This is a genomic window from Chloroflexota bacterium (assembly GCA_014360905.1).
Taxonomy (GTDB): Bacteria; Chloroflexota; Anaerolineae; order UBA2200; family UBA2200; genus JACIWX01.
Genome location: JACIWW010000001.1, coordinates 108,808 through 134,061 on the forward strand (window position 1 = coordinate 108,808; position 25,254 = coordinate 134,061).

Annotated in this window: 26 protein-coding genes; 10 read left to right on the forward strand and 16 right to left on the reverse strand. The window is 53.7% G+C overall.

Translation table 11 applies throughout. The features are described 5' to 3' along the window. Positions 1-24 precede the first annotated feature (24 nt). Positions 25-285, forward strand: a complete 261-nt coding sequence (locus H5T67_00540; protein MBC7243805.1) for a glutathione S-transferase N-terminal domain-containing protein — start codon at positions 25-27, stop codon at positions 283-285. A gap of 72 nt (positions 286-357) precedes the next feature. Then, complete coding sequence (locus H5T67_00545) at positions 358-618, forward strand: hypothetical protein (protein ID MBC7243806.1); 261 nt, start codon at positions 358-360, stop codon at positions 616-618. A 60-nt stretch (positions 619-678) separates the two neighbouring features. Here the strand turns inward: H5T67_00545 and H5T67_00550 are convergent, their stop codons facing one another. From H5T67_00550 to H5T67_00565, 4 genes are all read right to left on the reverse strand, one after another. Beyond that, a complete protein-coding gene (locus H5T67_00550) occupies positions 679-2,130 on the reverse strand; it encodes a gluconokinase (GenBank protein MBC7243807.1) in 1,452 nt (483 codons plus the stop codon). 24 nt (positions 2,131-2,154) lie between these two features. Further along, the gene (locus H5T67_00555) at positions 2,155-3,072 is read right to left on the reverse strand and encodes a hypothetical protein (GenBank protein MBC7243808.1); all 918 of its coding nucleotides are present in this window, start codon (positions 3,070-3,072) and stop codon (positions 2,155-2,157) included. A gap of 35 nt (positions 3,073-3,107) precedes the next feature. Next, positions 3,108-4,817 (reverse strand): alpha-glucosidase, encoded by a 1,710-nt coding sequence (locus H5T67_00560; GenBank protein MBC7243809.1) that lies wholly within the window; start codon positions 4,815-4,817, stop codon positions 3,108-3,110. Positions 4,818-4,883: 66 nt separating this feature from the next. After that, entirely contained in the window at positions 4,884-5,612 is a 729-nt protein-coding gene (locus H5T67_00565) for an alpha/beta hydrolase (GenBank protein MBC7243810.1), read from the reverse strand. Positions 5,613-6,347: 735 nt separating this feature from the next. On the opposite strand from H5T67_00565, the gene H5T67_00570 reads away from it, so the two are divergent. Beyond that, positions 6,348-7,478: a Gfo/Idh/MocA family oxidoreductase gene (locus tag H5T67_00570; protein ID MBC7243811.1), complete on the forward strand. Its 1,131-nt coding sequence runs from the start codon at positions 6,348-6,350 to the stop codon at positions 7,476-7,478. A gap of 76 nt (positions 7,479-7,554) precedes the next feature. Here H5T67_00570 and nagA read toward each other — a convergent pair whose 3' ends face one another. Then, the gene (gene nagA, locus H5T67_00575; protein ID MBC7243812.1) at positions 7,555-8,724 is read right to left on the reverse strand and encodes an N-acetylglucosamine-6-phosphate deacetylase; all 1,170 of its coding nucleotides are present in this window, start codon (positions 8,722-8,724) and stop codon (positions 7,555-7,557) included. Positions 8,725-8,899: 175 nt separating this feature from the next. Between nagA and H5T67_00580 the strand changes: the two genes are divergently transcribed. Both H5T67_00580 and H5T67_00585 read left to right on the forward strand, forming a co-directional pair. After that, positions 8,900-9,961 (forward strand): SIS domain-containing protein, encoded by a 1,062-nt coding sequence (locus tag H5T67_00580; GenBank protein MBC7243813.1) that lies wholly within the window; start codon positions 8,900-8,902, stop codon positions 9,959-9,961. Between the two features lie 66 nt (positions 9,962-10,027). Next, positions 10,028-10,627: a hypothetical protein gene (locus H5T67_00585; protein ID MBC7243814.1), complete on the forward strand. Its 600-nt coding sequence runs from the start codon at positions 10,028-10,030 to the stop codon at positions 10,625-10,627. On the opposite strand, the gene H5T67_00590 is transcribed toward H5T67_00585, so the two are convergent. From H5T67_00590 to H5T67_00640, 11 genes are all read right to left on the reverse strand, one after another. Next, positions 10,624-11,304 (reverse strand): MtnX-like HAD-IB family phosphatase, encoded by a 681-nt coding sequence (locus H5T67_00590; protein ID MBC7243815.1) that lies wholly within the window; start codon positions 11,302-11,304, stop codon positions 10,624-10,626. The genes H5T67_00585 and H5T67_00590 overlap by 4 nt on opposite strands. 25 nt (positions 11,305-11,329) lie before the next feature. After that, positions 11,330-11,773, reverse strand: a complete 444-nt coding sequence (locus H5T67_00595; protein MBC7243816.1) for a hypothetical protein — start codon at positions 11,771-11,773, stop codon at positions 11,330-11,332. Position 11,774: 1 nt separating this feature from the next. Then, the gene (locus H5T67_00600) at positions 11,775-13,058 is read right to left on the reverse strand and encodes a neutral/alkaline non-lysosomal ceramidase N-terminal domain-containing protein (protein ID MBC7243817.1); all 1,284 of its coding nucleotides are present in this window, start codon (positions 13,056-13,058) and stop codon (positions 11,775-11,777) included. Between the two features lie 8 nt (positions 13,059-13,066). Next, on the reverse strand, positions 13,067-13,792 hold the full coding sequence (locus tag H5T67_00605; protein ID MBC7243818.1) for an SIS domain-containing protein: 726 nt from the start codon (positions 13,790-13,792) through the stop codon (positions 13,067-13,069). Between the two features lie 128 nt (positions 13,793-13,920). After that, positions 13,921-14,424 (reverse strand): PTS sugar transporter subunit IIB, encoded by a 504-nt coding sequence (locus H5T67_00610; GenBank protein MBC7243819.1) that lies wholly within the window; start codon positions 14,422-14,424, stop codon positions 13,921-13,923. Between the two features lie 25 nt (positions 14,425-14,449). Then, positions 14,450-14,866, reverse strand: coding sequence for a PTS sugar transporter subunit IIA (locus H5T67_00615; protein ID MBC7243820.1), 417 nt, complete (start codon positions 14,864-14,866; stop codon positions 14,450-14,452). 32 nt (positions 14,867-14,898) lie between these two features. Next, on the reverse strand, positions 14,899-15,621 hold the full coding sequence (locus H5T67_00620) for an SIS domain-containing protein (protein ID MBC7243821.1): 723 nt from the start codon (positions 15,619-15,621) through the stop codon (positions 14,899-14,901). Positions 15,622-15,715: 94 nt separating this feature from the next. Further along, positions 15,716-16,540 (reverse strand): PTS system mannose/fructose/sorbose family transporter subunit IID, encoded by an 825-nt coding sequence (locus tag H5T67_00625; protein ID MBC7243822.1) that lies wholly within the window; start codon positions 16,538-16,540, stop codon positions 15,716-15,718. Positions 16,541-16,542: 2 nt separating this feature from the next. Continuing rightward, complete coding sequence (locus tag H5T67_00630; protein MBC7243823.1) at positions 16,543-17,280, reverse strand: PTS sugar transporter subunit IIC; 738 nt, start codon at positions 17,278-17,280, stop codon at positions 16,543-16,545. A 251-nt stretch (positions 17,281-17,531) separates the two neighbouring features. Then, on the reverse strand, positions 17,532-17,885 hold the full coding sequence (locus H5T67_00635) for a Rieske 2Fe-2S domain-containing protein (GenBank protein MBC7243824.1): 354 nt from the start codon (positions 17,883-17,885) through the stop codon (positions 17,532-17,534). Between the two features lie 66 nt (positions 17,886-17,951). Continuing rightward, complete coding sequence (locus H5T67_00640; protein ID MBC7243825.1) at positions 17,952-18,620, reverse strand: HAD family hydrolase; 669 nt, start codon at positions 18,618-18,620, stop codon at positions 17,952-17,954. A gap of 277 nt (positions 18,621-18,897) precedes the next feature. On the opposite strand from H5T67_00640, the gene H5T67_00645 reads away from it, so the two are divergent. From H5T67_00645 to H5T67_00665, 5 genes are all read left to right on the forward strand, one after another. Next, complete coding sequence (locus H5T67_00645; protein ID MBC7243826.1) at positions 18,898-20,172, forward strand: glycosyltransferase family 4 protein; 1,275 nt, start codon at positions 18,898-18,900, stop codon at positions 20,170-20,172. Between the two features lie 3 nt (positions 20,173-20,175). Continuing rightward, entirely contained in the window at positions 20,176-21,525 is a 1,350-nt protein-coding gene (locus H5T67_00650) for a glycosyltransferase family 4 protein (protein ID MBC7243827.1), read from the forward strand. Between the two features lie 3 nt (positions 21,526-21,528). Then, entirely contained in the window at positions 21,529-21,861 is a 333-nt protein-coding gene (locus H5T67_00655; GenBank protein MBC7243828.1) for a cyclic-di-AMP receptor, read from the forward strand. Positions 21,862-22,444: 583 nt separating this feature from the next. Then, positions 22,445-23,695, forward strand: a complete 1,251-nt coding sequence (locus H5T67_00660) for a glucosyl-3-phosphoglycerate synthase (GenBank protein MBC7243829.1) — start codon at positions 22,445-22,447, stop codon at positions 23,693-23,695. Between the two features lie 758 nt (positions 23,696-24,453). After that, on the forward strand, positions 24,454-25,194 hold the full coding sequence (locus tag H5T67_00665; protein MBC7243830.1) for a FadR family transcriptional regulator: 741 nt from the start codon (positions 24,454-24,456) through the stop codon (positions 25,192-25,194). The last annotated feature ends 60 nt before the right edge of the window (positions 25,195-25,254 follow it).

Consider the following 25,254-nt stretch of genomic DNA (forward strand, 5'->3'; position numbering starts at 1 on the left):
CGACCATGCAAATGCAAATCCCGTATGCAACCAGACGGTTCACAGAGCAAAAGTGCAGCCGCGACGCCAGCGCCAAATGCGGTCCAGATCTTTAGCAAAGCTGGATGTCCTTATACCCGTGCCCTAAGGCGCAAGCTGGAACATGATGGCCTGCCTTATGTAGAGTATGATGTGCTCCAAGAGCCGGATATGCTCCAGCGAATGTTAGCCTTGAACGGCGGGCAACGGAAGGTGCCCACTATCGTAATGGGCGAGCAAGTCATCATTGGGTTCCATGGCTCCTGAGCAGTATAAGCTGGCGGCCGTGCGCCGCAGTAAGTTGAGGCCTCCGAAACCATATAGCAGAAGGAGAGCATTATGAATGAGCAGGAATTGGAGGAATTCCTGGCCACCATTACACCGGAGCGCATTCGCCAACTAGTTTTGGAGCTTGAGCCACAGCAACCTAAGGCGGATCGCGGCACGGTAGGCTTGTGGCAAATACTAGAAGCGCTAACCCTCGACCTGCCTATTACGGAGGCTGCGGATCAATCGCAGTTAGAGATGCGTCTGCGCAAAGCGGTCATAGCCGCTGTTGAGCAGATTGAGGGCATGACTTTTGTCGAAGGCGATGGCTGATGAACCCCTGATTTCATCTCCCTGGAAGGGAGATAGCATCTTTCTTCCGCCAATGGCGGCCTATTCTAGAAGGCGGTACAGTTTCTGAAATACCCGATGCCTTGAGGCATAAAAGGCGCACTGTTCTGGATTGGGCATGAAAGCAGTAGAGACCCTTGGGGCTTGCGAAGCCCCAAGGGTCTTCATGTTTCCCAAGGCCCAATGGCCGAGCATTGCTGCGCCAAGGGCGGATGCATCAGGCACCTCCACTGGCATGAGAGGGATGCGCAGCACATCTGCCAGAATCTGTATCCATACGGGAGAACGGACAACAGCTCCAGTGAGCCGCACTGGTTCCTCTCCTTGGTCTCCCCCCGCGAGGGCTTCCCAGACATCCGCCAGACAAAAGGCTACTCCCTCTAAAGTGGCGCGTGCCACATGCGCACGAGTATGCTCTAGACTCAAGCCATAGATGACTGCCCGCACCGTAGGGTTCCAGTGTGGATTGCGCTCACCACTGAAATAAGGCAATACCAGCACACCGCCAGCACCAGCAGGGGCCGTAGACGCATCCTCCAGCAGCTGCTGATACCCTAGCTCCGCGGGCAGCTCAGGGTAGAACCTCTCGCGTATCCACTGCAATGCCAGTCCACCATTGTTGATGGACCCACCGGCAAACCAACGTCCGTCCACGAGAAAATAACACCAGGTGCGCTCAGCGACGTCAAACTGCGGCTGCGGAACGATTTTGCGGATGGCACCACTGGTGCCGATGGAAACCACAACCTGCCCAGGGGATACAGCCCCAGCACCTAGATTTGCCAAGCCTCCATCGCTAGCCCCCGCTACCACGGGCAAGCCTCGTGGCAAGCCCATCTCACTCGCCACCTGCTGATTCAATTCTCCGACCACTGCTGCAGGTGAGATGAGGGGTGGCAACTGATCAGGTGTCACTCCAGCCAGACCCAGCGCTTCCGCATCCCAATCCAGATGTTCGAGATTGAGCAGCCCCGTAGTAGAAGCTAAGCTCAAGTCGGTAGCCCAGATACCAGTCAAACGATGCAGTACCCAGTCCTTGATGGCAACAAAGCGCGAAGCTCCTTGGCATACCGATTCCCGCAGCCACCACTGCAAACGTACAGGATGATAAGTAGAGCGCAGTGGACACCCAGTGCGCTGATACAAGGCATAGGGGTCAGTCTGGGCACGCAGAGCAGGCACATAGGACAAAGCACGGTTATCAGCCCAGGTCATCGCCAAGGCCAGCGGGCTAGCCTCTTTATCAACAGGAAATAAGCTATGCATGGCGCCACTGAGGCAAAGGCCATGGAGCTGCCTTCGATCCAGCTTTACCGCTAAAGTACGTATGGTCTCTACTACGCCACGCCAAACTTCGCGCACATCTTGCGCTGCCCAACCGGGATGAGGCGATTGCAGGCTGTATGAACTGGACGCGCTGGCAACAACACATCCATCGGCAGTCAATGCCACAGCTTTGCAATTGGTCGTGCCCAAATCAAGACCGATCAGCAAGGCATATCTCCCCACCCAAAAGCCCTATCGGTCAGTCGTTTGCGCTATCTGCACCTTGGGCAAGATATGTTCATCCACGTCAGCATCGTCCTGGGGCACAGGCACATCGCGGAAGAGGAACCAATACTCGGTATGTTCAACTGCAGCGCCAGGCTGCAAGCGAACCAGTGGCCCAAGCGTTTCGATCTCCAACATCTCCGCATCGGTGAATATCTCTGCTGAGCAGCCCAAGTCCGGATACGGTACCCCTGGCACGTAGTCAAAGCGGACCAAGAAAAGATGCCCATTACGAGCATAGGCTATCCAACCATCTGGGACCATCGCCCCGATTTTCTGATGCGTCTTGGCCCTTGGATCCTGTCGCAATAGGATATACTTACTGCTCCATGTATAGCGTGGATCAGCCATGTCCGTATATGCCCAAAGAGCAATGGTGCTCAGTGGTGTCAAAAATTCTGCATGTGCGCCACGTGGCGGCAGGGGGATAATCCCCGTACCTCCTGGAGCCATCACTGACAGCGCCCACGGAGCGAGCTCTACTGCCCAGCAATTGGTATTGCACAAGCGGTGGGTAACCTGCACATGGGGTCCTTCGCGCGAAAAGCGAATATCCATTTCCTTCTGTATGCCCGTGGCCATCTCTACAGGCTGTATCAGGCGCACAAAATCTGGATATGTTTCCAACTGAACAGAGCCATTATCAGGAAAATAAGTGCGTGGCATGGCTTCGGGTGCATGCCATAGACGATGCCCCCCATAGATGCGCCATTCATCGCCACCCACCTTGCCCAGCATGGATTCGTATTCCTTAAATTCATTCTCCTCACCGATAAAACCAAAGCGGATAATGCGTGGACCAACATCCGTGGTCACTACAAGGTCAACTAAGCCATTGGACAAGCGATAACTATTGGGCCATCCCTTGTAATTCAGTTTTTCCATAACCTTGTTATCCTCATTACTCAACGAGTCTGTTATTATGTCAATTCACCTATGTACACTTCAAAAGGCGCGATGGGAAGATGCGTTAGCGTGTCAATAGGGTTGCCTCGTGAGCGGCTAGAGAAAATCACGCGTGCTGTCATTGCAGGCACATCAAAACTCAGCACATGTGACTTGTTAGACATATTCAGCACTACCAGGCAACTCTGTCCATCGCTCTCGCTGCTGCGCAGAAAGGCCAAATAGTCCTGGGCATCCTCATGCAAGGGTACATACTCGCCAGCGATAAGCGCTGGAGTTTGCTTGCGCACTCGCAACAACCGCCGGTAGAAATTCAGCAGCGAATCAGGATCCGCCAGTTCATCCGCAACGTTAACACCATGAGCATAGTTGGGGTTCACTGGCAGCCAGGTCTGCACGCCAAGGGGACTGAAACCAGCATTAGGAGCATTCGCCCACTGCATTGGTGTGCGACACTTGTCCCGACCAATGCGTGCGGCATAAATCACAGCCTCATCCGGCGGAGTCCCTAGAATCTCTGTCTCCACTTGGTACACGATAACTCCGAGCAAATCCCGGAACTGGCACACGTCCGTGAGCAACAAATCGGTCATGCCGATCTCCTCACCGTAATAGAGAAAGGGCGTACCACGGAGGGTAAGCATGAGTGCTGCACACAGCCTCGCTATCTCGGCATCGTTCCGCCCATCGCCAAAATGGCTGTACAGCCGGTCTGTATCGTGATTGCCCAGCGTATTGCATGGCCATGCACCTGGAGGTAACGCATTCAGTCGCTCCTTCTGATTCGCTCTCACCCAGGCTGGGGTTATGCGATCCGTCCGCATCAACGGAAAATTAAACAGGAGATGAAGTTCGTTCTGCCCATCTCCATAGTAGGCAATATCATCATCTTCACCCACTAGCATGCGCTCTGGGTACTCATCAACAAGCGCCCTCAACTCACGCATCAATTCATGCGTTTCGGGCTGATCAACTTGATGTACATAGAACTCATCCTGCTGCTCCAAAAGCCTGGCCCGTTCTTCTGCAGTTTTGGCGTTACGTAAAGCATGATACAACTCCACCTGCGACATCTTGACACTGTGGTCTGGCATCGCCAGATCTTCAAAGATAGTGCCAATGGCATCTAGGCGAAAGCCATCTATGCCTCGCTCCAGCCAGAAGCGCACGACTTTCCACATCGCTTCCTTGACCGCTGGATTATGCCAATTGAGATCAGGCTGCTGTTTTAAGAAATAGTGGTAATAATACTGGCCAGTGGTGGGGTCATATTCCCATGCTGGACCTCCGAACGCAGAGTACCAATTGTTGGGAGGCTGCCCATCCTTACCATCACGCCATATATACCAGTCTCGCTTGGGATTATCTCGGCTGGACCGAGACTCGACAAACCACGGGTGCAAGTGTGAAGTGTGGTTCAACACCAGGTCCAAGATGACCCGGATGCCACGTTGATGCGCTCCGTCCAGAAAGCGCTGAAAGTCCGCCATCGTGCCATATTCCGGAGCAACTCCGGTATAGTCGCTCACATCATACCCGCAGTCGTACTGGGGGGATGGATAATGCGGCGATAACCAGATGGCATCAATGCCCAGATCCTGCAGATAATCCAGGCGCTCAATCATCCCTGGAAAATCTCCAATGCCATCTCCATTGCCATCAGCAAAACTTCGGGGGTAAATCTGATAGAAGACTGCCTTTTGCCACCATTTCAACCGGGTCATTGCCTCTCCTTCCTTGACGAGACCATTGAGATAGAGGGAATCAAGTTCTATAGTATCGCATTTGCCTCAATGCTCCAATTTATCATGCAGCCACTCCGCCACCTCGCGTTGCACCTGGGGGTCATGGCGTGGGCCAGTGTGCCCGCCGCTATCCAGCAACCATAGACGGCTATCTTCACTGGCAAGCGCATACAAGCGTTCGCTGACCGTATATGGGACGAATTCATCGTCGCAGGCGTGGATGAAGAAAATGGGACGTGGTCTGATGCGTGCCGGCAGGTCAAAGATATCCGCACTCTCTAGATAGAGCAAATAATCCGGTAAGGTCACGCGCACCTTCCCGCCGGAGAGATGGATCCAATGCCAGTAGTCAGCATTGAGCAGCCCAGATTTGAGTTGCTCCCCGGCAGCGGTGCAGAAAGCAACTACTGTGCGCAAAGACGGATACTCGGCAGCAGCACGCAGTCCGTTGTGCGCGCCCATGCTCGATCCAACCAATGCAATGCGCCCGCTGTCTACCTCGAGCCGGCTCTGCAGATAGGACAAGATCGTGCCCACATCCTGCCAGGCCTGGCCATCCAATGCACCCTCGCTCTGCCCATGCCCACGGCAATCATAGGCCAGCACAGCAAAGCCCTCTCCTTGGAGGAATTGCGCGATGTCAGCATAATTTTCTTTGCAACTAGTAATCCCATGGCATAGCACCACGGTGGGAAAAGGCGGCGTGCCCTCTGGCAAGTAGAAATGAGCCGCCAGACGACCGACATTCCCTACAAGTTCTATGTTTTCCCGCATGTACCCTCCCATCGCGTCTTCGCTTGCTACAAACAGTTGTCTACAATCTTAGATAGTTCTTGCCACAAGTCAAACGTAACCCTATGAAAATGAGCGCTTCAGCACTCAAAAGCGCCAGGGATGACACAATCGAGAAGTCAGGTTTCTGGGAGAAACCTGGCTTCTCTTCCCTGGGCGTGGGAGCCCAGGATGCTACAACTTTGCAGAGGCGGCTCCCACGCGCCGTATTCCTTACAATGCCTGCTCCAGATGGACAACAGTCCGCCTTCTCCTGGCGCGAGCTGTTGCCCACGCCGAGCAGGGTAAGGCACATTTCCGCACCATGTCATCAACGAATGGCTGCGCCAAAACAAATCAACGAATCACAGGTTCATTCGTTTATTCGTTCCCCACTCGTTGATGGTCATCCCCCAACTGACCCGGTGTGGGCTGTTGCCCACGCCAAGCGGAGGAAGGCAGCTAGAAAAGCCGCCCTGCGAATATGCTGCCCTCTTCACTCATCACCTCTCACTCACGAGATTGCTTCGGGCGCAAAGCGCCCTCGCAATGACAGAAGAAAGCGGCTAGAAAAGCCGCCCTACGAATATGTGGCCCTTACCATTTATCACTCACTCGGCAATTTGACAATAACGCTCCGCCGTGGAAAGGCATCGCTTTGCTTGCGGATAGAACATGTGCTATCATAGCAGCCAGGCTGTTGCGAAACCGCCATGTAAACTCCTAGGAGGACTTTAGATGACGAAGAAGATGAACATTGGACTCATTGGACTGGGATATATTGGCAAGATTCACACTATCGCCTATCGCGACATACCATTTTGCTTCCCAAAATCACCAGTGGTGGCTAATCTCGTAGCAGTGCTCCGCTCGCGGTTAGACAGCGAAGAAGAAGCGATGAATAGCTTTGCCCTTGCCACAACCGACCAGGCCAAATTCTATGCTCAGCCCTTGGATATTGTGGACATATGTTCGCCTAATTACCTGCACCGTCAACATGCTCAAAGGGCGTTGGAGTCAGGTCTTGCCGTATATTGTGAGAAGCCGCTAGCCTGCACGCTTGAGGATGCCCGTGCTATGGCCGACCTGGCCGAGAGCACGGGAGCGCTAACTCACGTGGCCTATGTGCTGCGTTACTTGCCTGCCATACGCCAAATGAAAGCACTCATTGACGCAGGCGAGGTCGGTGAGGTTTTCCACTTTCGTGCCCGCATGTTTCACAGCGGCTATTTGGACTACGAGCGCCCAATGTCTTGGCGTTTGCGACGGGCACAGGCTGGAGGCGGCGCTTTTATGGATCTGGGCGCTCATCTGGTAGATTTGACCCACTATCTGTTGGGTGGTATTGTGACGGTGCGGGCTGCCATGCGTACCTTCATCTGCGAGCGTTGCACCACACCAGGCAGTGAAAAAAGAGAGCCAGTGGACGTAGATGATTGGGCACTCTGCACATTGGAACTTGCCAGCGGCGCAGTGGGCGTGCTCGAAGTCACACGCATGGCTGCCGGTGCAGAGGACGCAACTGAGTTCGAGGTCTATGGCAATAAAGGGGCCCTGCTCTTCCAAGTACGTGAACCCAACTTTGCCTATCTTTATGACCTGCGTCGGCAACAGTGGATAAGAGGAACCATGAACCTACCGCCTATTCCTGGAGAGCGTCCCATCGAGCAGATTTGGCCAAGTGCCAAATACTCCCAGGGTCATATGACCAATGCCCACCTGGCAGCTGCCTACGATTTTATCCTCAATGTGGCGGAGAAGAAACCCTCTCAAGTTGATTTCCGGGCTGGTGCCGCCGCACAAGAAGTGATTGAGGCAGCCTATATCTCTGCTGCACACGGAGGCGAGTTGATCCGCTTGCCATTATAAGAGCCTTTGAAAGGGACAAAAAGCCAACTGGCCATCTCCCCTGAGGCAATCTCTTTCAATTAACTGGCGCGGAAACTCAAAATCCAGAGTAAACGATCCGCCCCTTGACCAGGGTCATGTATACGTTGACCTGTTCATCAATAACGGACAAACTGGCGTCTTTGCCCACAGCGATGCTTCCCAAGCGATCGGAAAAGCCCATTGCACGGGCTGGATTAAGGGAAGCCATCTTCACTGCTTCGGGCAATGGCACTCCAACCTTCTGACGGACATTGCGCACGCATTGGTTCAATGTTGCCGTGCTGCCAGCAAGGGTGCCATCAGCCAGCGTCGCGATGCCATCCTTGACCGTGACAACGTGGCCCACTAACTCGTAGGTCCCATCGGGCAAACCAGCTCCAGGCATGGCATCCGTAATGAGCACAACGCGATCGGTACCCAGGCAGCGGATCAGCATTTTCATTGCCCCAGGATGGACATGCACTGTATCGGCAATGAGTTCTGCGGTCACTTCGTCAGAGGTCAAAATAGCTCCGAAAACGCCTGGCTCGCGATGTTGAAAGCCACGCTGCGCGTTAAAAGTATGAGTGACGTGAGTAAAATTGCCCCGCAAGGCAGCACTAGCCAATTCGTAATCAGCGTTCGTATGTCCTAACGAGACGACCACTCCTGCGGCACGGAAGCGTGCCGCTATTTCTTGGGCGCCAGGCAGTTCTGGCGCCAGAGTCATCTGGCGAATCCAGCCACGCCCAGCCTGCAACACCGTCTCCGCTTCCTCCATCGCTGGCTGACGCAGCCAGGCTGGGTTAAACGCTCCCTTTTTCTCCTTGCTTAAATATGGGCCTTCTAGATGCAGCCCCAAGGCTTCTGCGCCAGACATGCCCGCGTCCAACACATCAGCATAGGCACGCACCATTTGCACCAATTCCTCCGCAGAAGGAGCGGAAATAGAGCACAGAAAACCGGTCACTCCGGTGCAGGCTACCCACTCAGAATAGGCACGCAAGTCTTCTGCCAATTGCCCAGGCGTCTCAAAATCGATGCCCTTACCACCGTGTACATGCACGTCTATAAAGCCTGGGACGACAATGCGACCACGCATGTCCATACGCAGTCCATCCGCACGGGGTGCCCCTTCCATTGGCCCTACGTAAGCGATGCGGCCGTCATCGGAAATAACTACGGCCCCACGCTCGATGACCTCTGTCGGGGTAAACACCGTTGCATAGTAAAGCACCATTGCCATAGCGAGCTATTCCTCCTTTTCCTTGTTGGCTACCATTTGCAGTGCTCACATCTTAGGCATGATTACATCCTAAGTCAAACCAGCGCTATCCAACTGCTGTGAAACTGCCAGTTTGACCACACCCTCTCCGCCTTGTATAATCCATTGCGCAAGCCATTCGACAATGGAGGCTTTTATGTCCAATTACACACGCGGCGCATTCATGCGTGACGAAATCGCAAGTCAGGACAAAATCTGGGCGGAGATCATTCCCCTAGTTACCAAGCGCGCAGAAGAAATCAAGAGGCAGCTCGCCAACGTAGATGAAGTGATTTGCAGCGGATGTGGCTCCGGTCTGAACGCCGCGCTTTACGCCGCATCCGTACTGCAAATGCAAACAGGCCTCTCGGCACGTGCTGCTGCAGCAGCAGAGATTTACCTATTTCCCCAAAATGTCTTGCTCAGCAAGCGCAACTCTTTAGCGATACTGATTTCGCGCTCAGGCAGGACTACAGAAGTCATCTATGCTCTGGAGTATTTGCAATGCAATGGCATTCCTGTCATCGGTATTACCTGTACCGAAGATAGCCCATTGGCTACGAAGTGCGACCTGCCTCTAATTCTCACCCCTGCTAGAGATCGCGCCGTGGCTACCACTCGCTCATTCACGGGAATGACACTGGCCGCACAACTGCTTGCCGCGATCGTTGCGGATGACACCACCACCCTCGAAGCATTGCGTCGCTTGCCTACGCTATGCCAGACGCAGTTGGCAACTTATCATGATCTGGGCAAGACACTGGGGCAGCGTACCGATTTAATCAAATATGCCTGCGTTGGTAATGGGCCATTCTTTGGTCTAGCACGGGAAGCCCAACTGAAGATCAAGGAAATGGCGCTGCTGCCCGTTGATGCTTATCCTATGCTCGAATTCCGCCATGGCCCACAATCCACCGTGGATAGGCAGATGTTGATGATAGCATTTATGTCAGATACTGCTCAACAAGAAGAAAAGCATTTCCTGCGCGATATGAAAGCCCTGGGAGGCGTGACCTGGGCTCTTTGCGACCGAGCCGACGGAGAACTGCGAGGGCATGCAGATTATGTGCTGGAATTGAACTCGGGCCTGAATGAACTGGCGCGAGGATTGCTCTACATGCCCGCGATTCAATACATGGCATATTACCGTTCCCTAGCCCAGGGATTGAATCCAGACCAACCACCCCACTTATCCTATTGGGTGGATACATCGCGTTAAGTTTTGATTCTTGAGATGTAAGCCAGGGGGAATGCCCTCTATATGCGATGGAAGGAGAGCGAATCCATGCCACGCAAAGGCAGCAAATCAGACGCACGCACAGAACAAGGACGCATGCTGGCACGACAACTTTATGATTATAAGATTGGTCAACTAGAGAGATTGAGCGCCGAAGAGCAAGCACGCTTGCTGCGCGACTTTCCCCTGCTTGGTGAAGCAGAGTTCAAAGATGTGCTACGCCAGGTCATCGAAGCCAAGCGCTATGAGCAGGAACGCATCGGCTGGCAGGCTATCCCCCACGATGTAGCTGTGCTAGTCATTGTAGCTGTAACCAGTTTGTTCAACTTACGCGCTGGCATTGTAGCCGGTATTGCCACTTTGGTGCTGTTAGAAAGCCTCTTTCAGTTTTACTTTGACCGCAAGCTCTATCGTCCGCTGAGCACACTGGTCTGGCTTACTTATCCCGCTTATGCTATTCAGGCTTATGTGCTCTACTATCGTGGATTCACGCCCATCTGGATCGTGGCAATAGTGGCGCTTGTATGGGGTGGAACTTTTCTGCTAGGCATGTTGGCTCGTATACCGCCACGTCTTATCTTCAATGCGCGCGTGAAGGCCGCTGAGGAAAGCATGCGTCGCAAGGGAGAAAAACCTCCGAAGCGCTAGAGCCCTCGTTGCTTATTCAATGCCTCGCTGCCACGAAGGTTATCCAGCACTTCGGACAAGTTCGAGAAAGGCATTGCCGGAATGCGTTGCTCACGGCAATAATCTAATAGACTTGCTCGTGCGAACAAGACATCGGCTGCTCCCACAACCTCGATATCGGACAAGCCATCGCCGATAAACACGACCTGAAAACCCTCTGCTTTATAGCGTCGCACAAAAGCCAATTTGGATGTGCCGCGCAATGGAGATTCCGCGCTATACCAAGGGAAAGACAAATGCAATCCATCGGGTCCAAAGTGAATTTCATTGGCATAAACCTGCACATGGTGGATACCGTGACGTTCGAGGATATAGCGGATATACCAAGTCAGCCCATCGCTGACAATAGCGAATGGGTAACCTTGTTGCTGGCAAAAACTCACCAAATCGGGGAAAGCAGGATCCAAAGGAACCGAGTCCAGTAGATGCTCCATCTCGGCACGACCGGCAGTTATAGTGGCAAAACAGGCCCTCATCTCCTCTGGGGTGCTGATCTTGCCCTGCTCCCAAAGCTTGACCATTTGCAGGCAAGAGGGAGCGGCAAATCTGCGATACAGCATATCAATCACAATGCAAGGCGTTGCTGTGCCATCGAAATCGCACAACACGGCCACTTGGGAATTCAGCAGCAGAGCCATGTGGCACGCACTCACTGCTATATTTTTAGCCCTTGGCCCTGCGCTTTTTGCCGCGCAGGGATTTGACCCAATTTTCCAACTTCTCTGGACTGGCTACGTGAGGCTCCCACTTTTCGCCCTGCTCAACCGCTTTCATCATGGCGTCATAGATCTCTTTGGGATATGCTTCGACCCAGCGCACCCAGGCAGGCTTGATAAAAGACGGTGGCTGTACCGTCCACCACAGTCCACAGAGGATCAAGAGCACAAAGAGACCTTGGTACAAGATATAGTACGAACCTAACCGTGCCTCGACCGTGGAATGAAAAGAATATACTAGGAATAGCAGCCCCAGAGGGATGTAGCCATAGGCCGTTCCTCGCGAACGCCAGTACCAATTCTTCCACAAACCAAGCCGCGCAGCCACGCCTAACGCGGTGAAAACAACTCCAAAAAATCTCAGCAAGAATTGTGGATCGATCCCTAACATGTCAGTCCTCTTTTAGCAAGCGCAATGCCACATCACGCAACTCCTCGGCAGCATCCGCACCATAGGGACTGATGAGCGCTTCGTAGGTCCCCTCGGCTATCGAGACAGCATCCGGGAAATAGCCCAAGTAGTCATTGGCATAACTGACCACCGCCGTGTATGGATACTTGCTTTGCTGCTTGATCTCCATCACGGTACGCGTGAAGGCCTCGCCGGGCCACCCAACGAGCGCCAGATCGCCTATCTGCAGCAATTGGACCTGGCTACTTCGTGGCTTGACATTGTCTAGTTGTTTGGCCATCATTGCTTGGCCCATGGCACCCTCAACTCGCGTAGTGGCACGACGAATTTCGCCATGGGTTGCCCCGGCTGCTTTTAACGCTTCCAGTTCGGCTTGCAATCGCTCCAACTCGCGCTGCGCTTCATCGGAGGATGGAAAACATCGAAACTTGGGCTCCACCTCAGTGACATGAGCTCCTAGACGCACTGTGTCCTGCATCACGATAAGCTGCATCTCTTTGAGCACCTCGCCAGCCAAGATGCGTCCCATACGCTCTACTTCGTCATAGGACTGACCCCGCCTGGTAAAGCGCGTGCTGATGTCTCCCGAAGCTCCGTTAGTATACAGGAAAACAGTATGCGGGTAAATGCTGCGCAATGCAGCCCGCGCTGCTCCTGGGTAGTCTGCAGAGAAGAACAGGTTCTGGTAACCCAACACTGTTGGGTGGCAACCATAATTCATGACAACCGCGATAGGCTGACCGGAGGCATCATCCACACGCAGCACAACCACGTCATGATCCACAACCCCGCTTTCAGGGTCATTGCGGTTGAGGCCAATGCCCTCTACCTCACCCTTCCCAACGCCCAGTCGCGCCGGTTGTAAGCACTCTTGAGCCCAGATTGCTGCTCCTACCAGTTTGCGCTCTACCATCCGCTGAAGGTCGGGGTCGGGAGCGGTATGGATACCAGGTATATGCGGCAAAAATCCTCCAGCCCCCGAGTGTGTATGCGAACAGGTGACCATCGTGCAGTGAGTCGGCACTCCGATCGCTTGTTCGATGCCTGCGCGCACCCGCTGAGTGAAATCCAGGCTCACTCCCAACAGGTCCATGCTGATGAGCACGATCTGATCCTCGCCGCATTTCAGCAGCAAGAGTTGTGCCAGCAGTGGATCCAAGACACCTAGGCTGGTTCCCTGACGGGCACTGTAGCCATCAAAGCCCGCGCCCACCGGGGGAGTGATATCCACCTCCACCGCTCCTGCTAAAAGTTGTTTTCTCATACCTCGCCTCACCAGATCTTGATGCGCCCTTTGTAGCGGTCTAGGAGCGCCTGGTTGTACTCATCGCTGCCATCCAGGTTGCCACTCATGAATACAGGCGGTTGAATGCCGCGTTCCAGCAGATTCTGGATAGTTTGCACAATAATGGTATGCATGATAAACATGCCGGCCACTCCGGACCCGGCTCCTACTGGCACCGGCAAACCAGGCAGATGGAGCAGGCAATCCCCTTTCGGGCAGCAATTGTCTATCACCACATCTACCAATTCGTACAGTTTCTTGCCACTAGAATGGCGTGAGGTCGTCCCTTTGGAATGAGCCAAGGACGTGATAGCGATTACTGGCACGCCCCGGGCTTTGGCTCCTGCCGCCATCTCGATGGGAGCAGCATTCCGTCCCGAGTTGGAAATCACGACAAGAGCATCCTTAGAAGAAATGCCATAGTAGTTCAGGATCACTTCGGCCATTCCTTCCACGCGTTCCATGTACTCGCTTTGCCACACCTTGGAATGCCCAGTCAGGCTGGGCTCCAGGATAGCATCTACAGGGGCCAGCCCTCCAGCACGGTAGGCTACATCCTCGGCAATGACATGCGAATGGCCAGTGCCGAAGGTGTAGAGAATGCCATCCTGAGCAATAGCATCGGCAGCGATCTTTGCAGCACGTTCGATCTGCTCCATCTGGGTCTCGACAATCCGCTGCAATACCTCTTGTACCACTTTTGTATACTCCAATGCTTTGTTTGCCACCTAGACCTCCATTGGCAATGAGTATTGTCCACAAAGTAGTCACAAAGAAAGGAGCCTTCACTGCCTATAGCGCAGGCCCCTGGCAAAAACATCACACCATGCAGGCAGCATCACTACTTGGCCCATTCCGGTAAGGTCTTTTCAATAACAGGCCAATACTCCGTATCTGGATCCGAGGGCATCATGCGGCAGGTGATGCGGATACCCATCTCATGCAGCTTCTTCAAAGCCTTCACGCCGGATTCCGTCAGATACACCGTATTGGAAATCTTTTTGGAACCGCGCACAAAAGCCTGATTGCCCAGGTTCAGGACCGGCATTTTCAAACCATTTTCCACTAGAGCTAACCCGTCCTCCGGGAATTTGGCGATAATGAAGATGTTCTCCTTCTCCGCCTCAGGATTGCCATTGCAATAAGCTACACAGTCCTTGATGGAAAGCACCGATACTTTGGCGCCAATAGGCGCCACCGCCTTTAAAAGTGTTACTTGCAGTGGATCGGCGGCTACCTGGTCGTTGGTCACGATGATGTGGTCGATTTTGAACTCGGCGTTCCAGGACACCAGGATCTGGCCGTGAATCAAGCGATTATCCATACGTACATGAATGACTGGCATGTTACTCCCTCAAGCTCATTATAGTTTATTGCTCAACGGGCTTTCTGCCCAAAGTCTCTGACAAAGTACGGATGCTGCTGATCCCTGCCTCGCGCGCGACCTCCACCAACTCTGCCAGGCTCTGACCCTCTCGTTGGACAGCAACTTCCAGCAGCATGGGCAGGCTCACACCAGATACTACCTCGATCTGATCACGCTGCATGGCCAATCGGGCACTGGCATTGAAGGGGCTAGCTCCGAAAACATCCACCAGGATTAGGACGCCATCCCCACTATTCACTTTTTCTACGGCTGCCGCAACGCGATCCATCAAGCTTTCCACGCTGTCTTCCTCGCGCAGGTTGACCGCCACAACACCCTTCTGCTCACCAACGATCATGCGCGATGCATCCAGCAGCCCATCTCCCATCGCGCCGTGACAGACAACGACAATTCCAACCAACTTTCCCCCAATCTTTATAAATGATAACCTATTTATGAGTGCAAACCAAATACGCTGCCTACACGCGTTTGATAACGCGCCATTACGCGGGCATTGTATTCGTCAGAGCCATCCAGGTTCGCACTCATCAACACGGGAGGAGTTTCCCCTTTATCCAATATATACTGGATAGCCTCAACCATCACAGCATTCATCAGGGCGGCGCCAAGCACAGTGGACACGGCTCCTGCCTTCACAGGCAAGCCTTCGAAATCCAAGCAGGCATCGCCAGGCGGTGTCCCCGTGTCCAGCACCACATCCCCAAGTTCGTACAATTTCTTGCCACTGGAATGGCGCGATGATACGCTTTTGGAGTGGGCTAACGAAGTAACCGCAATCACATGCAAGCCCATTTCTTTAGCCCGCATGGCTACTTCGATAGGTTCCGGATTTCGTCCGGAATTGGAGATGACAAAGATCGTCTCGCCAGCTTTGAGCGGCAAGCCCTTCAGCAAGACATCGGCAAAACCTTCTAGACGCTCAGCACGACCCCACATGGGATCCACGATCTGCACCACGGGGTATAATCCACCAGCACGCGCATGGACTTCTTGCGATAGCAGTTGCGAATGGCCACTGCCAAAGGTGTATACCAGACCACCGCCGATAATCGTATCGCCCACGAGTGCCGCGGCCTTGCGTATGGCTTCCTTTTGTGTCTCTTTCATTCTTTGTATGGACTTGCATACTTCATCGAGATATTCTATGTACTTCATGTCTTGTCCTTTTTATGCAAAGTTGCGAGGTAACTGGGAAGGCAAGCATCCCAATTACCTCGCTGTTTTCAGGGGTTGTCAGCGCTGTTCGCTTTTAGCCAAAGATCCCTAGTGCACCGCCCACAAAGCCAATGATCACCAGGACGACGATCACGCGCGTAGGACTCCAGCCCTTCTTCTTAAGCAACCAATACGCCAGGAAGGTGACCAACACAGGCAGCAAATACGGCATGATCGCATCCAACTGGGGCTGCACTTCAACTGTTTGTGTCACTTTTTCGCCGCGCACAACCACTTCGCGCGCCCATTTGAGCGGAGTGGTTAGGCGCACGATGGAGGGCGCAAAGCCACCCACCACGATCAACCCAGCAATAGTAGCCAGTTCCGTAATCCGCTGGATGGCTCCGCTACCCAACTGTGCCACAATGTTCGTACCCTGGTTGTATGCCCAGAAGAACTGCCAGTAACGAACAGCCAGATAGGGGAAGAAGACCAGCAGGATGACCAGAATTGGCCCCAGCGCGTTGCCCTGGAGGGCCATGACAGAGCCAATGCTGAAGATGATGCTATTGTAGAGCGCCCAGACCAGGGTATCACCCACGCCAGCCAGCGGACCCATCAGGCCAACCTTAAGGCCCTCCGTTGTCTCCAGAGATGCCCCTGCCTCCTCCAACGCGATGTGTGCGCCAATAATCAGCGGAGCACCTACTACCGGGTTGGTGTTAAAGAAGTTCAGGTTGGTAATGAAGGCTTCCTTGAACTCCTCTGGATCGGGGCGGGTCTTCTTCAAGACAGGAAGTATCGAGAAGCAGTAACCTACAGACTGCATGCGTTCATAGTTCCAGCCGCACTGGAACAGGAAAACATAACGCCAAAACGCCGACATCAGGTCAGCACGGGTGAGTTTCTTCTGTGCCATGGTTATGCCTCCTTAGGCCGATACTTCAGTTGCTGGAAGACCAATGCAATAGCAAAGGCTGCCAGCGCGATGCCAACAAGGGGCATCTTGAGGTAAGCATACATCACGAACCCAATCAACAAGAAAGCGGGATATTGCTCGACAGGCAAGATCTTGAGCAGCATTGCGAATCCCAGAGCAGGCAGAATTCCGCCGGTGACGGTAATGCCCTTGGCAAACCAGGGATTTGCCTCGAAGAAGCTGGACACGCCTTTCACCAGCCCTTCGCCAAAGGCCACTGCCAGGAACACGGGAATAGCTCGTGACAAGCCCCAAATAATATGGCTTGTGAAAATCATCATGCGGTCAAAGGCAGTGGCATTGCCCTCCTCTGCATAGCGGTCTGCGCGGTGCACGAAGACAAAGTTGAGGAAGCGGTTCACGATATCCACTTGCGTCAGCAACAGAGCCGCTGGGATAGCCAAAGCAACCCCTGTCTCAAAGCCCACGGCTTTGCCAAAATACGTGCCCAGGATCGCCCCAACCGTATAATCAGGGATCGTGGCACCACCATAGGTATAAACGCCGAGAGCCATCAACTCCAACGTGCCGCCGACCATCATGCCTGTCTGGACATCGCCCACGAGGATCCCTGCAACAAAGCCAGCGATCAGAGGGCGAAATCCGAGGAAGAAGCACGGACCAAGGATATCGTAAATACACAAATAGGCCCAAATCGCCAAAACTAAAGCCGTTAGCATGTATTACCTCCTTCTAAAAGATATGGGTAAGAGAGTCCTAAACCGATGACGCACCTACTGCTTTGTGCTTATAGGCATCACCTCCTCTCCACCGCCCATGGAGGCCTAGCTTGGACGAGGGCCTACACTCACGCGATAGCGGCCCAGCAATGACCCGCCTCCATCGTGCGGAATATTCACGCAGTTATCTATAAAATACTCCAGATTGGCCAAATTGTCAAATTTTTCATCTTGGGCGAACAGGATGTCGTTTAGCCAATCTCAACCCACACTTGCCCATCCTCCACTCGCGTGCGGAAGGCCTGCAGTCCTTCTGGTTTCTTGAGCGCTTCAGCCATCCGACGCGCCAGTGGGGGGAGCTTAGGAAGCCACACCAGATTGCGTCCGTCACGCAGGTCGAACTGCGACTTGTGTCCTGGGCAAGTAACAACAAATCCGCCCAGTTTTCCGCGTGCCAGATGTGCCTTCTGATGTGGACAAAGACCCTGGACAGCGTAATAGGTGCCTTCCACCCGAGCTAGAAGTACAGTGATATCGCCTACTTTTATCTCGGTCATCATGCCATCAGCGAGCATGTTCTCTGGGCCTATAGGTTTCCATTCCATAATAAATCCTCCCCGTAATCACGAGATCCTCCATTCACGCTGACCACTGCAGTATTGCTATTCACCCTATTTTCTGTTTAGCACCAGGTCAGCCAATTCATCAGGCGAGGCAACCGTAAAATGAGGTTGGTACTTACCATTTGGATCGAGGTGCATGCCGTCCCATGTCGCCAGGATAGTGAGGCAACCAGCGCGCCGTCCCGCCTCGATGTCGTAATGCGCATCGCCCACATAGGCGGCTTGTTCTGGCGACAGGGAAAGCCTGTTCAAGGCATACAACACAGGCTCTGGATGGGGCTTCCCCTCCACCGTATCATCGCGCGCCACCAGCAGGTCCACCAGCGAAACCAGTTCCACTGCCGATGGGGTGACCTTGACACTGCGGTGTGGGCGCGAAGTGACAATGCCCAAGCGGTAGCCAGCATGACGCAGGCGCTTCAGCAAAGGCACCACGCTGGGGAAAGGACGCGCCAAGTGAGCAATAGCCTGCGCCCACTCCACCCAGCGCCAATGCGCCTCTTGAACCTGCTCAGGTTGTACTCCCAGGCTGAGGAGAGCATAGTCTCCAGAACTTCCCATCAATTGGCGCACGCGTTCACGTGTTGGCGTCGGGAGATGGAAATATTTTATTGCAGCGATCAAAGAGAGCGCGTACTGGTCGAAAGCATCCAGCAGTGTACCATCGAGGTCAAACAACAGAGCCTGTATCTGTGAGATATCCCCTAACATTGTCATCTTTCCACTTTGGTGAGCTAGTCAAATTTTAATATGAAACACGACTCTGGTCAAACTCCCATGGACATAACGAAATTATCCCTCTATTAATCTGCACAAGAACACGCGCATCGCAATAAGAGCGCGCTCTGGAGCGAAAAATGGTATTACAGCTCGCAGCCGCAGTTCCACTGCACGCCTACTTGCGCAACTTGGTTGGATATGTTATAGTATTTACGGCAGGCAAGTAATGCCTGGCCAAGTGTATCGTTATGTCAAAATTGACGCGGGAGAAAACATGAGAAGAAAATCACGGAGCCGGGAAGTGGCAATAGGGTTTGTGTCCACGCGCCTCTCCGGAACGGATGGTGTTTCGCTCGAGGTAGGCAAATGGGCTGACATCCTGACGCGCTTTGGCTTCGAATGCTTCTACTTCGTAGGAGAGTCTGATCGGCCTCAGGAGCGTTCTTACGTAGTGGAGGAAGCACACTTTAACCACCCAGATATCCGTGCCGTTCATGCAGATCTTTTTGATGACTACATCAGGTCACCTAAGACCTCACGAGCCGTGCAGAGATTGACCCAATTCCTGAAGAGGCATTTGCGCAAGTTTGTGCGCACCTTTGGCATCCGGCTGCTGATTGTGGAAAACGCCTTGTCTCTGCCCATGAACGTCCCCCTTGGACTGGCATTGACCGAGCTCATCGCTGAAACCAACTTGCACACTATCGCCCATCACCATGACTTTTACTGGGAACGCCATCGCTATGCCCTCTCTGGCGCTGCGGACTACCTACGAGCTGCTTTTCCACCCGCATTGCCTTCCATCTGCCATGTCGTCATCAACTCTTTTGCCGCTCAACAACTGGCCTTGCGCACAGGCAATGGATCGGTGCTCATCCCCAACGTGATGGACTTTGACACACCGCCACCAGAGCCAGATGCCTACGCTGTGGAAATGCGTTCTGAGCTGGGTATCGCTGCTGATGAATTCTTCCTCTTGCAGCCGACGCGCATCGTCCCGCGCAAGCGCATCGAACACTCCATTGAACTGGCACGACGTCTGGATGCCCCATGTGTGCTGGTCATCTCACACGAGGCCGGCGATGAAGGCCACGCCTACGAAGCCTATCTTCGCGATTATGCCCGCTTGGTTGGCGTGCGGGTGCTCTTCGCCTCAGACCGCATCCATTACGACCGCGGATGGACTGCCGATGGACGTCCTATCTATTCCCTGGCAGATGCCTACCAGCAGGCCAATTTGGTGACGTACCCATCGCTTGTCGAAGGATTCGGCAACGCCTTTCTGGAGACGATCTACTACCGCCGCCCCATCGTGATGAGCACTTACGAGATATTCAAGACCGATATCCAGCCCAAGGGCTTCCGTGTCATTGGTTTCGATGAGTTCATTGATGAGAATACGGTCCGTGAAGCGCGAGCGGTGCTGTACAACCCCAATCTGGCCAAGGAAATGGTTGACCACAACTATGCACTAGGGACACGCTACTATTCCTACCGTGCTTTGGAAAGGCGCTTGGCTGCTCTGGTAGATCAGTGTTTGGGGGCTTGAGCCATGGCCAAATCAGCCGTAAATCGGTCAGCGAGCAGAACGAGATCAGAAGAGCTCATTGACGCGCAGGTGGTGAACCAGCTGCCTGGCACCGCAGCGAAGGCGCGTATCACCATTTTGCACTATTCGGCACCACCCATCGTGGGCGGGGTAGAGCACACGATTTACCATCATGCGCGCTTGCTTGCTCAGGCTGGCTACCAAGTGCGAGTGATCGCTGGACGTGGCGAAGCTTTTCATCCGCGGGTTGCCCTTCACGTCCTACCAGAGATGGACTCGCGCCATCCGCAGGTGCTGGCGGTCAAAGAGGAGCTGGATCGTGGGCAGGTCACTCCACAGTTTGGAATGCTACGCGATCGCGTCACAGATCTCTTGCGCCCCTACATCGCGAACACGGATGTACTCATTGCCCACAACCTCTTTACTTTGCACAAGAACCTGCCATTGACCGCGGCACTGCACCGGTTGCTCACCGAAGAGCCGCCTCCTCACCCACGCACCTTGGCCTGGCATCACGACTTGGCCTGGCAAAGCCGCCAGTATAAGGATGAAATGTATACAGGTTACCCCTGGGATTTGCTGCGACAACCCTGGCCAGGAGTGACCCAGGTCACGGTCTCAGAGCCACGTCGAAGAGAAGTGGCGGCTCTCTATAGTATTGCCCCTGAAGCAGTGAAAGTAGTGCCACCCGGAGTAGACCTTCCCACCTTTTTCCGTTGGACGGAGACGACACAACATATTGAGTCGTTTTACCACCTGCTTGACGCAGACTTGGTGCTGTTGTTACCAGCACGTATCACCCGACGCAAGAACATCCAACTGGCTGTCCAAGTGCTGGCTGCATTGCGGGAGCAGACAGGCTTGGATGCACGGCTGGTAGTGACCGGCCCTCCAGGCCCGCATAACCCAGCCAATGTAGCCTACCTAGCAGAGCTGCAATCTCTGCGCCGTGATTTGAACCTGCTCAATGCAGCGCACTTTGTCTACGAACTGGGCGAGGAAAAGCAACCACTGGTGCCTGATAACGCAACAATGGCTAACCTCTATCTCATAGCAGATGCCCTGCTCTTCCCTAGCCTAGGGGAAGGGTTTGGCATCCCGATGCTCGAAGCAGGATTGCTGCGCCTGCCCATTTTCTGTAGCCGCATTCCCCCGCTAGAGGCTACAGGGGGAATAGAGGTTCACTATTTCTCGCCCCAAGCCGATCCAGCACACGTAGCAGCTTTGATTGCGAGCAAACTTCTGGCCGATCCTGCTTTCCGCCTGCGTCGTCGGGTATTGCAGGAATACCGTTGGGAAACGATCGTCAACAACCGGGTTATCCCATTAATAGAAGAACAAGTCGAGGAGTAAAAGATGAAACTCATTTTGGCCATTGTCCAAAGTGCAGATGCCAAAGAACTCTTGGATACCCTGATGGCCGAGGGATACCGCGCTACCAAAATCAGCAGCACAGGTGGATTTCTGGTGCGCGGCAATACGACCATCCTGATTGGCGTTGAAGATGACAAGGTAAACGCCGTGCTGGCCATCTTGCGCAAATGCTGCCGGCCGCGACGCGAGTTTGTCTCGCCAGTGGTGCCCTTGAGCGATGTGGCGACAGCACGGGGCTGGACGCAGCCAGTGCAGGTAGCAGTGGGTGGTGCAACAGCCTTCGTGCTGAATGTGGAACGCTTCGAGCACCTGTAAAGGAGTCATGATGTCCAAATACCGCATTTTGCTCCCTTTGCGCAAGGAGGATGCACACGCTGACCTGGTGACGCTTGCCAGCCATCTCCTCCCGCCAGAGGGTGGCCAGATTGACCTGATGGGTGTGGTCATCGTGCCGGAAGGACACTCCCTCAGTGAAGCAGCCCTGCCGGCGCAGGAAATCCGGGAAACACTGACCACATTGGTGAAGGACCTATCCTATCTCCCCCTGTACCTCATGCCGCGTGTGAGAGTGAGCCACATACCCTGGTTGGACGTCCTCAGCGAACTCCAAGACAACCCTGCAAATCTGCTGCTGCTTACTTGGGACAAAACACGCACAACTGTGTTGGGCGCTTCTTTAGAAGAGGTACTCAGCCATGCGCCATGCGATCTGATCCTTTCCCGCGGTGCAGTGCATCGCTACGACCGCGTCCTTTTGGCGATCCGCGGTGGACCACACCTGAAACTGATGCTGCGCCTTGCCCTGGCTCTGCACCGCATCAGCGGCGAGCAAATTGATGTAGTAGCCGTCAAAAGCGGGACTGAGCCCATGCCAGCCCTGAAGCGACTAAAAGACAGAATGCCTTTCATCTCGCGGGTTGTTTCGCTCAGCGGCAACCCGTTGAGGGTTATCCGGCGACTCGCCACCGACTACCACGCACTCGTCATCGGAACCACGCTGCCTGAATCGGCTACCACAAGCACCTTGGGCAGAGTGCCTGCTGAGCTTTTGGCTCAAACGGAGCTACCCATTTTTCTGGTGCGTTCCTTCTACCCAGGGGGCAAAGAAATCCCAGAAGTGCTGCTTCCTCTCGAGACAATCAGCCGGCCTTCGCTTTCCGAGCAGGTGAGTCGTTGGTTTGCGACGAATACTTTCCACTGGAGCGAATTCAGAGATGTGGAACAACTGGTGCGCAATAAAAGGGCACAGGGACTGACCATCAGTTTGGTGCTTCCAGCACTCAACGAGGAAGCGACGGTGGGCAAGGTCATCACCACAATCAAGGCGGCATTGATGGAGGAACACCCTCTCCTGGATGAGATCATCCTCATGGACAGCGGCTCCGCTGACCGCACCCGCGAAATTGCCTCCTCTTTGGGCGTACCAGTCTATATTCACCAAGAGGTACTGGCGGATGAAGTGGGCAGTTACAGTGGCAAAGGAGAAGCACTGTGGAAGAGCCTCTACGTGGCCCAAGGAGACATCATTGCCTGGATTGACACCGACATTGTCAACATCCATCCGCGTTTTGTCATCGGCATCCTGGGACCACTGCTGAACTGGAGACGCATCCAGTATGTGAAAGGTTTCTATCAACGTCCCATTCGAGTAGGAAGCAAGGTAGAAGTTAGCGGCGGGGGGCGAGTGACCGAGTTGCTGGCACGACCTATGATCAACCTCTTTTTCCCTGAACTCTCGGGGATTGTGCAGCCTCTAGCAGGCGAGTATGCCGGGCGGCGGAGCGCACTCGAATGCGTACCCTTCTTCGTTGGCTACGGTGTCGAAGCTGGCCTACTGGTGGATCTGTTGCGGCAACATGGCCTGCAGGCGATTGCTCAATCCAATTTGGAGATGCGCACGCACCAGCACCAGGAGCTAAGCGACTTAAGTAAGATGGCTTTCGCTATCCTACAGGTTTTTGCCTCGCGCCTGGAGTCGCGCGCCCAAGTGCGCTTGCTGGATGACCTGACCCGCACGATGAAGATCATCCGCAGTGAACCGGGGCGGTTTTGCCTAGATGAGGAAGAGATCACCGAACACGAGCGTCCTCCGATGATCACTATACCCGCCTACCGCACCAAATTCCATCGTGATGAAGGAGGGTGTTGAAAAATATAGGAGTTATTTGAAATCATAGCCACATGTTGTGTTTACAATGCTTGGCCATACAACATATTGTGGCTATTGTAAAGTCTTTCCGACTTTTTCAACACTCTCATGAAGCCTAATTCGTAGGTGATTAAAGCAGGATTAGCAGACAAATTGAAGTTATATGAATCGCTTATCGCTCAAGACTTGGATTGATAAATCGGATGCGGAAACTGCCTGGTTCCTACATCTACGTTAGAGGCAGCAACTAAAAGCAAGTCCTCGTTTGGCTAAACGTTCCCCCAAACCGATGTTGCAGACATTCGATCCGAGGATAGGACACTAGATATGGGCACGGGAGCGCGGGAGCATGGGAGCACTGGAGAAACCATGAGCCGAGGTGCACGCAGCAATCAAAACATGATGCATGTTCCGTAACTTGTGAGCTCTTCCTTCTCAGGAGGAGAAATAGCCTAGACCTATTAGGACTTAAGGGCGAGGGCAGACTGGTAGTTTGTCTAGAGCGAAACAATCTATTGGGCGCAAGCGCACGCCAAATTTGACAAATTTTAGAAAGCATGTTATAATAGAATAAATTGTGGTCTGACCATCAGACCATGATAATTACACCTGGCCAACCAAAGCAGCGGGAAGCATCATCATGTTGGAAAAATTCACTAGGCGATTGACTCCTGGCTTGCCGTAAGCACAATTGGCATTGGCCCTTGATTTCAGACCTGACAAAGTGCGTCTGGGAACAATGACTGTTGGGGAGCCAAATGGTTTTTAGTCCGGTCAAGACGCAAAGGGTATATATGCACATAGCGGATCAGATCAAGGCTCTGATCCTCAAAGGCGTATTCCCCGAAGGGAGCCAATTGCCGCCTGAGCGCGAATTGGCCGAACAACTACAGGTTAGCCGCGCCTCCCTCCGAGAAGCCCTTAGTGCCCTGCAGATACTAGGTTTGGTTGAAACCCGGCCTGGGCAGGGCACTTTCATTTCTCCTGGCGCCTCCACCGCCCTTGCCCTTGGTAACGCTTGGCCGGAACAGGATCTGGAAAGCCCGTTCATCATCCTACAAGCCAGAAAAGCGGTAGAACCCGCTATCGCTGCCCTCGCCGCCCAACAGCGTTCCGAAGCATCCCTGGGCCACCTTCAAGAAACACTGAATTGGGTAGGCAGCTCTCCTACGGACGCACACGCTTTTTACGAAGGAGATCGTAAATTTCATCTAGCCATTGCCGAAGCCACGGAGAACCCTGTCCTGCTACGCATGATGACCATTGTGCACGAATTGATGGGCCAAAAACTATGGCTTACCCTCATGATGGGTTCCACCTTAGCCACACCGGGAAGATGGCGGCAAGCAGTTCAGGAGCACCACCATATTTACAAATCCATCGAGGCACAAAACGCAGAGTTGGCTGCAACGCGGATGAAGGAACATCTGGACATGGTCGAAAAGTTCATGATCGAAGCCGACCTCGCGCGCTCAAGCCAACCTTATGTCGTATTGTAGCACGCATTGCGTGTGTTTTTACAATAAAATCGGTCCCTAATCATGGGGCATCGTTGACTC